This window comes from Armatimonadota bacterium (assembly GCA_017993055.1).
In the GTDB taxonomy this organism is placed as follows: Bacteria; Armatimonadota; UBA5829; order DTJY01; family DTJY01; genus JAGONM01.
The window spans coordinates 19,846-27,273 of record JAGONM010000041.1; the positions used below are offsets into that span (position 1 = coordinate 19,846).

Here is a 7,428-nt window from a genome sequence, read left to right on the forward strand (position 1 = left end):
GATGATCTCCAACATCCGCCGCTACAAGGGCATGAAGCCATCGGACCTGCCGAGCGCGCCGAAACCGATCTCCATCGACAACGACTTCTCCGACTGGGCAGATGTCGCGCCGGAGTTCCTGGACACTACGCGGGACACGCTGGCCCGAAACAGCGCCGGATGGGGCAGCGCGGGCACCTACACCAATACCACCGGGCGAAACGACATCGCCAGGCTGAAGATGACGTACGACGCCGACAACGTCTACTTCTACGCCGAGACGGTCAGCGACCTTACGAGCATCGCGGACGCCAACTGGATGCTGCTCTTCATCGATTCCGATCGCAACGCCGCGACCGGCTGGCAGGGCTACGACTATCTGGTCAACTACCCGGTCACCTCGGCGACCTCCACCACGCTTAAGCGGAAAACCGGCGGCTGGAACTGGGCCGACGCGGGCACCATCCCGTGCCGGGAGTCCGGCAACAAGCTCGAGCTCGCGGTCCCTCGCTCGTCGGTCGGGCAGGTCGGCACGCCGGACGTCACCCTCGACTTCCACTGGGCGGACAACATCCAGAAGACGGATGACATCGTTGAGTTCGCGGTGAGCGGCGACAGCGCGCCGAACCGCCGCGCCAACTACCACTACGGCAAGGTTGCCCCCTGTCCGACGTGGGAATTCGACACCGACGGCCCGCCCCCGACCGGGACCAGTTCGCACAGCATCACCGGCCTGACGGTCGCCGGAGGATGCCTGACGGGGACCATCAGCGGGGCCGACCCGTATATCAGCCTGCCGCGATCACCGAACATCGATACCGCCGTCGGCCGCTACATCCACCTTCGCATGAAGGTCAGCGCCGGGAGCGCGGGCGAGTTCCGATGGAGGAAGGTAACCCTGCCCGGCGGGACGCTCTCCTTCCCGATAGCCGGTGACGGCTGCTTCCACGACTACATCATTGACATGTCCGCGAGCCCTGAGTGGACCGGTTACGCCAACCCGATCCGGATAGATCCGTGCGAGGTCTCGTCGGGCAGTTTCGAGATCGACTTCATCCGCGTCATGCGGGTGGTGGACCTCGGGACGATCACGGGAACGGTGGTCGATGCGGGCGGTGTCGGCATCGCCGGGGCGACTCTCTCCACGCACGTCGGCGGGCATTCGACGACGACCGGTCCGGACGGATCGTTCAGCCTGCCCAATCTCGTCTCGGGAGCCTACAACGTGACAGCGTCGAAATTCGGCTACGCCGGCCAGGTCATCGGCAACATCTGCATTGCGGCGGGCCGGATATCGGTGGTAAGCGCCGTTCTCGACCGGATTCCCGATGCCGGCTGGGCGGCAAGCGCGAGTCGGCTCGCGGACGGAGCGGCCGTCGCCCTATACGACAAGGCGCTCTACCTCAGGCAGGGGAGCATCGGTTATGTCGAGGAGCCGGACCGGTCGAGCGGCCTGCGCATACAGGGAGTAATCGAGATGCCCGCGCCGACCCTCGTGTCGCTCGTCGGGTCGCTAGGCACCGCGCCGGGAGGGGAGAGGTACATCCAACTCAGCGAGATCGTCCCGGGCGGGTCGGTCTCGATGCGTCCATTGGGCGTCAACAGCCGCGATCTGCGGAGCCGGTTGCTCGACGGCCTCTACGTGAGGGCCTGGGGTATCGTGAAGCCCGGCTCGGTGACCGACAGCTCATACATCATCGCCGACGATCCGGATGATGCCTGGATCAGAGTCATCACGCAGGGCGCGCCGACCGTCGCCGAGAACCAGTTCGTCATCGTGACCGGCGCGGCCGGATATGATGACGGCCGCCTGCTGATCGCCGAGTAGCCCGTCTTGCCTTTGAATCGCGAAGGAACGAAGGAGGAACGCGAAGGCCGCGAAAGTTGTGTATCCGGCAGTCGGACTCTCGTCCGGGAGACTGGCCGTCCCCGCGAGCGGCACGGTCTGGTTTGTCAGGTCGAAGTGATATGGTCTCTGGGGATCAGCCGATGCCCAACTCGGCCAGGACGGCTCGTTCGATCGCTTCGAAGTCCCCTTCGGGTGGAAGCTCCAGTGTGATCACGGGGAGTTCGCGCTCCCACCCGTAGTAGGTGCCCATCGAGCCGGGGCAGGGGTAGCCGATATCGCCCTTCGCCTCGAGTCCGCAGCACTCGGACATCCGCTCGGCGATCGGGGCCGCGAGCGAGCCGTTGTAGTTTACGCAGGCCAGCGGCTCATGGAGCGTGATGATGAGGCTGGGCTCGAAGCGCTCCATAACATCGAGGATCGCGCGAGTCTCAGGTTCGGACGCAGGCTCGACTCCTCCGGGCGCGTCCTCGGTCCCGACGAAGTCCTTCGTCGGGAAGTTGCGGTTGATGTCCACGCCCCTGGCGTTCCTGCGCGTCCCGGAGGTGAATCCATCCGGGTTGGCGAGCGGCATCACCACGATTCGCTCTCTCGAGGCTGCGGGATCGAGGCTCCTGAGCTGATCGATCAGCCGCGCAACCATCGCTACGCCATTCTGCTCGTCGCCGTGGACTCCCGCCATCAGCAGGATCGTGCGCTCGCCCTCGCCGAACGAGAGCACCTCGATCGGCCGTCCCTCGACAGATGTATGGATGGGTTGATCACCGGCACTGGGGTTCATGACCTATTGTTCGGTGACCAACGACCGCATTCCCTCCTTGACCGGGTGCCTGCGTGGGCTTATACTGTAGAGGCATTTCACGGTTGGAGGTTCGCTTGAACACCGCAGTCCCACCTTTTTTCCTTCTTCTCTCGCTTCTCTTCGTGTTCATTCAGACGGCTTCGGCTGCGAAGCCCGAGCTTAGGTTCGGCGCAGACGGCACGTTCAAGATCGTGACATTCTCCGACATCCAGGATGACGAGAGCCTCGACCCGCGGTCCACCGCGCTGATGGAGCGCGTCCTCGATGCCGAGAAGCCCGACATGGTAGTGATCATCGGTGACTGTATTGCCGGCTACGCGATCGACACCGTCGACCAGGTGAAGCAGGCGATCGCGAGCATCTCCGTCCCGATGGAGAAGCGCAGAATCCCCTGGGCGATCGTCTTCGGCAATCACGACATGGAGCACCAGGGCAGGACGAAGATGGACAAGTCGGCGGTGATCGAGTTCTACTCCAGCTTCCCATGCAACCTGAATGTCCGCGGACCGGAGAAGATTCATGGGGTGGGGAATGACCACCTCCTCGTGAAGAACAGCGCCGGGACTGCGCCCGCTCTTGCGCTCTGGCTGATTGACTCCGGCATGTACGCGCCGGCGAAGATCGGCGGCTACGACTGGATTCATGCCACGCAGGTCAACTGGTATTGCCGGACCTCCACGCAGCTGCAGGCGAAGTACGGGCTCAAGATTCCCGGACTCATGTTCTTCCACATACCGATCCAGGAGTTTCGGGACCTGGCTCAGTCCGGCAAGTACAAGGGCGACCGCTTTGAGCCGGAGGGCTGCTCGAAGATTCACAGCTCACTGTTCGCTTCGGTGCTGGCAAGAGGCGACGTGAAGGGGATATTCTGCGGCCACGAGCACATCAGCAATTACGTCGGCGAATGGCATGGCGTGACGCTGGGCTACGATGCTTCGGTCACGTACTCGGACTACAACCTGCCCGACAACGATCCGGCCGTCAATCGCACTCGCGGAGGCCGGGTACTTCTGATCAAGGAATCCGATCCCGGTCACTTTGCTACTTGGATGCGCTTCACCGACAACACGACGAACCAGTGAGAAGTGAATCGGCGGTCAATGCTCCTGCCACCACACAGGTGGCGTTCCGCTGACGAAGTCGTGAGTGCGGGTGATCAGTTCGATCAACTCAATCGATCGGTCCAAGTGCTGGGGGTAGTACTTGTGCGTCCACGCGATGTCTCCCGGGAGGACCATCGCGACGTAGAGGTTGTAGAGCGGCCAGAAGTCCCCCGGCGGGTCGCCGCCGAAATAGCCCCGGACCTGTCCGCGTGCAAACGGCTCACTGAGCGGAGCGCCGAAGAATGCCATCTTGTAGAAATCATCGATCGGATCGCCCCAGTCGCACCGGTTGAAGTCGATCACCCCGGCGAGCCGGCCATCGAGCAGTACCAGGTTGCCCGGATGGTAGTCGCCGTGGCGGAACACGGTCGGCCGATCGCGGAGGAGATGCATGCGTGCCTCGACGTACCGCTCCGCACGGTCCTGTCCCTGGGACGACGCTCCCATCTCTGTGACTACCTCCCGGTGGAGTCGGTACTTGCCGCTCCTGATGGTATAGTCGTCCACGCGATGAGGAGAGGGCAGAGCGCCATGAATCCCTCGCAGCGTTTCTCCCGCATCGAGTCCGACATCGTACTGCTGATCGGGCGTCAGAAGCGGGATAGCGTCCTCAGCACACGCACCGGCGATGTAGCTCTGGACGATGAAGCACGCGCCTGCATCCTCGTTCGTACCAAAGGCGATTGGGCGCGGGCATGCGATGCCCTTCTCGTGAAGACGGGCCATGAGATCGTAGTCCGAGCGCCGCTTCTGCTCCTCGGAGATGTCGCTCACACGGAGGAGATACGCTATCCTATCGCCCGTCCATAGCAGATACTTCCGGTCGGTCGAGTATCCCTTGTCGAGGAACTCGATCTTCGTCACCTCGTGGCGGATCGGCAGGTCTCGTATCAGGATTTTGGCGAACCTGGCATCAGGCTGCATAATCACTCTATCCAGATCGGGGCGGAGTATGCGGTTGGACCGTCGGTCTTGTCGGCGGTGTAGACCTGGATGAAGTAGTACTTCTGCGTCGGCGTCAGCGCGAGATTCCAGGAGACAGTGTGCGCCGAGAAACTGTTGCTCAGCAGCACCTTCCCGTTCTCTCCCAGGAGTTCGAGCTTCGTGATCCGGTCGCCGGCGTCCCTTACGTTCGGGTCGGTGACGCGGACGGTAAACCACAGGCTGGTCGGGCTGCCGAGAACCGAGCCCATGATCTCCCCGTTCGCGCGGAACGTCAGTCGAAGGTTGCTGTCCCATGTGGCGTAGACCCGGCGGGCCCTCATCGCCTGCAGGATGTTCTCCCGGGTTAGGCTCGGCGCGAGCACGCCCGTCCTGTACTGCTTCTGGACGATCATCTGAGTGCCGTGTGCGTCCAGGGAGGCGATCGGTGCGAGTCTCCACCCTTTGTTCAGCGCGGCGAGGTAGGCTTCGGAGCGGGCCTTGCTGTTGCCGCTGAACAACTCGAACATGGTGACGCAGTCCCAGCGCTCGGGAGTCAGGTAGCCGTAGTTGTTGTATGTATTCGGGCCCGGATGGTTGAACGATGCCGCCAACGTTGTGGACTGCCTGGTCACCAGCCAGTCGTAGAAGATCGGGAAGGTCACACTCGGGGCGGTGGCGTCCAGGGTGGTCGCTGTGTTCAAAGCATTGAGGTGTCCCCGGCCGTCAGGGCCGCCGTTCTGAGAGAATTCGAAGCCGGCGATGGCGACGAATGTGCTGTCAGTCCCTTCTTCGGCCTCCCGGATTGTGATCGCATAGTTCTCAGGGGTGTATCCCTTGTACTTCTTCAGCGCGTGGTCGGTCACGGCGTAGAAGTCATAGCCGGCGGCTTTCGCCAGGCGGAAATGATCGGCCGGATTCTCCTTGCCGTCGGAGAACCGGCTGTGGGCGTGGGTGCTTCCGAAGTAGTGATGGTAGACCGCCGCCTTTCCCGACGCGGAGAGTGTGATGAGCGCGATGAATACCTCCATGAATGTGATAATGCGTTTTGTCATATAGATCTGCTGAACTCCTTATTTGCCCGCTCGGTGATCTCGACGATGAAGTCGGCCTTCGCGTCGGTATACCCGTCGCGGTCGTGACGGTGTATCTCTGCAAGGCGATATTTCAGCCGCTCGTACTCCTCTGCCGTCTCAGGATACTTGCGCAGGTAGTCGCGGAAACAGACGCAGTCCATGAGCGGATGGCCGGACGGCGCCATGTGGTAGTGGTACTTGATCGGCGTCTCGACGATATATCCTTTCCAGAACGCCATATGTCCCGGAGGTGGGTTCTCCATCCAGCCGTAACCGATTGCCTGGGATTCGAGGGTCGGCCGGATATGTCGCTCAGCGTCTTCGAAGGATGTGATTTCCACCAGGATGTCTATGGTCGGCTTGGCGGCGAGGCCTGGAACTGCCGTGCTCCCGATGTGTTCCGTGCGAACGATCAGCTTGCCGAACTGCTCCCGGAGGGAGTCCGCCTCCGCCTCGTATAGTTGCGGCCAGCAGGGGTCGTACTCAGCTAGGTATATCGGAAACCTCCGGCCGAGCGCTTCTCTGCTCCATTCATCGTCGTTGGCTCGGCTACTCAAGTCCGAGTCCCTCATCGAGGCCGAGCATGATGTTCATGCACTGGACCGCCGCCCCGGATGCCCCCTTGCCGAGGTTGTCGAGCCGGACCGTCAGGAGTATCCGCTCGTCATTGCCGAAGACGAACACGTCCGCCCGGTTGGTGTTGTTGCAGCCCTCGATGTCCAGGAAACCGCCGTCCAGTTCGGTGTCCGAGTTGAAGGGCATCACTCGGACGAACCGCTCTGACGCGTAGTGGGCCGACAGCATCTCATGGATGCGCGTCGCCGTCACCGTCCCTTTGAGCAAGCGCGTCTCCAGCGGTATCGTGACGGCCATACCCCTGTAGAAGTCGCCGACGATCGGCAGGAAGACCGGATGGAAGTCAAGCCCTGCATGAGCGGCGATCTCGGGGAGATGCTTGTGCGTCTGGCCCAGCGCATAGGGTCTCGGGCTGCGGAGCGCGGCGTTCGCCTCAGTGTACTTGGCGATCAGCTTCTTGCCCCCGCCGCTGTATCCGGTGAGCGATGTGATCGCGATCGGGTAATCCCTCGGCACGATGCCCGTTTCCACCAGCGGGCCGAGCGCGAGGACGGCCCCCGTCGCATGGCATCCGGGCACGGACACGCGCTTCGATTCAGCGATGCGCTTCCTGTGGAGCGGGCTGAGTTCGGGCAGGCCGTAGGCCCACTCAGGGTTCACCCGATGGGCTGTGCTGGCGTCTATCAGGCGAGTTGCCTCGTCGGTGACGAGCGACGCCGACTCCCGAGCTGCGGCGTCAGGCAGGCAGAGGAAGGCCACGTCCGATTCGTCGAGTATCGCCCGCCGCGCTTCCGGATCCTTGCGCATCTCGGGGTCTATCAGCAGAAACTCGAGGTCTTCCCGACCGGCGAGCCGTTCCTGAATCTCCAGCCCGGTCGTTCCCTCCCGTCCGTCCACGAAAACCTTGTGCTTCATCCCTAACCCCCCGATGCGGCCTGTGATGCGCGACAGCCTCGATCAGATCATATCGGAGACGGGTGCCGTCAGTCAACACGTGAGCGGGACTGCGGAACTGCGCGGAGAGACTTGGTGGCGGATGGAAGTCGAGAAACGGAATGGGCGCCCGGACGAACCCCGGGCGCCCATTGGTCGAGGCTCAGTTAAAGAACTGGGTGAAGCCGGCCA

At 62.6% G+C, this 7,428-nt stretch carries 7 protein-coding genes; 2 read left to right on the top strand and 5 right to left on the bottom strand.

Annotated elements, in window-relative coordinates:
- The first annotated feature begins 1 nt into the window (after nucleotide 1).
- Complete coding sequence (locus KBC96_13235; GenBank protein ID MBP6965357.1) at nucleotides 2-1,807, top strand: carboxypeptidase regulatory-like domain-containing protein; 1,806 nt, start codon at nucleotides 2-4, stop codon at nucleotides 1,805-1,807.
- A gap of 154 nt (nucleotides 1,808-1,961) precedes the next feature.
- On the opposite strand, the gene KBC96_13240 is transcribed toward KBC96_13235, so the two are convergent.
- Nucleotides 1,962-2,606 carry a DUF2817 domain-containing protein gene (locus KBC96_13240; GenBank protein MBP6965358.1) on the bottom strand — a complete coding sequence of 215 codons (645 nt, stop codon included), beginning with the start codon at nucleotides 2,604-2,606 and terminating at the stop codon, nucleotides 1,962-1,964.
- Nucleotides 2,607-2,701: 95 nt separating this feature from the next.
- Between KBC96_13240 and KBC96_13245 the strand changes: the two genes are divergently transcribed.
- The gene (locus KBC96_13245; GenBank protein ID MBP6965359.1) at nucleotides 2,702-3,709 is read left to right on the top strand and encodes a metallophosphoesterase family protein; all 1,008 of its coding nucleotides are present in this window, start codon (nucleotides 2,702-2,704) and stop codon (nucleotides 3,707-3,709) included.
- 15 nt (nucleotides 3,710-3,724) lie between these two features.
- On the opposite strand, the gene KBC96_13250 is transcribed toward KBC96_13245, so the two are convergent.
- From KBC96_13250 to argC, 4 genes are read right to left on the bottom strand one after another with little or no spacing between them, the layout of a single operon-like run.
- Nucleotides 3,725-4,654, bottom strand: a complete 930-nt coding sequence (locus KBC96_13250; protein ID MBP6965360.1) for an aminoglycoside phosphotransferase family protein — start codon at nucleotides 4,652-4,654, stop codon at nucleotides 3,725-3,727.
- Between the two features lie 2 nt (nucleotides 4,655-4,656).
- Nucleotides 4,657-5,706: a CehA/McbA family metallohydrolase gene (locus KBC96_13255; GenBank protein ID MBP6965361.1), complete on the bottom strand. Its 1,050-nt coding sequence runs from the start codon at nucleotides 5,704-5,706 to the stop codon at nucleotides 4,657-4,659.
- Complete coding sequence (locus tag KBC96_13260) at nucleotides 5,703-6,284, bottom strand: GrpB family protein (GenBank protein MBP6965362.1); 582 nt, start codon at nucleotides 6,282-6,284, stop codon at nucleotides 5,703-5,705. The genes KBC96_13255 and KBC96_13260 overlap by 4 nt, the downstream gene beginning before the upstream one ends.
- Nucleotides 6,277-7,218, bottom strand: coding sequence for an N-acetyl-gamma-glutamyl-phosphate reductase (gene argC / locus KBC96_13265; GenBank protein MBP6965363.1), 942 nt, complete (start codon nucleotides 7,216-7,218; stop codon nucleotides 6,277-6,279). Before argC ends, KBC96_13260 begins: the two co-directional genes overlap by 8 nt.
- Nucleotides 7,219-7,428: the final 210 nt, after the last annotated feature.

What these genes read in the sequence shown, in the direction of transcription:
- KBC96_13250 (MBP6965360.1), bottom strand. Translation starts at nt 4,654, where the DNA reads ATGCAGCCTGATGCCAGGTTCGCCAAAATCCTGATACGAGACCTGCCG.
- argC (MBP6965363.1), bottom strand. Translation starts at nt 7,218, where the DNA reads ATGAAGCACAAGGTTTTCGTGGACGGACGGGAGGGAACGACCGGGCTG.
- KBC96_13255 (MBP6965361.1), bottom strand. Translation starts at nt 5,706, where the DNA reads ATGACAAAACGCATTATCACATTCATGGAGGTATTCATCGCGCTCATC.
- KBC96_13235 (MBP6965357.1), top strand. Translation starts at nt 2, where the DNA reads ATGATCTCCAACATCCGCCGCTACAAGGGCATGAAGCCATCGGACCTG.
- KBC96_13240 (MBP6965358.1), bottom strand. Translation starts at nt 2,606, where the DNA reads ATGAACCCCAGTGCCGGTGATCAACCCATCCATACATCTGTCGAGGGA.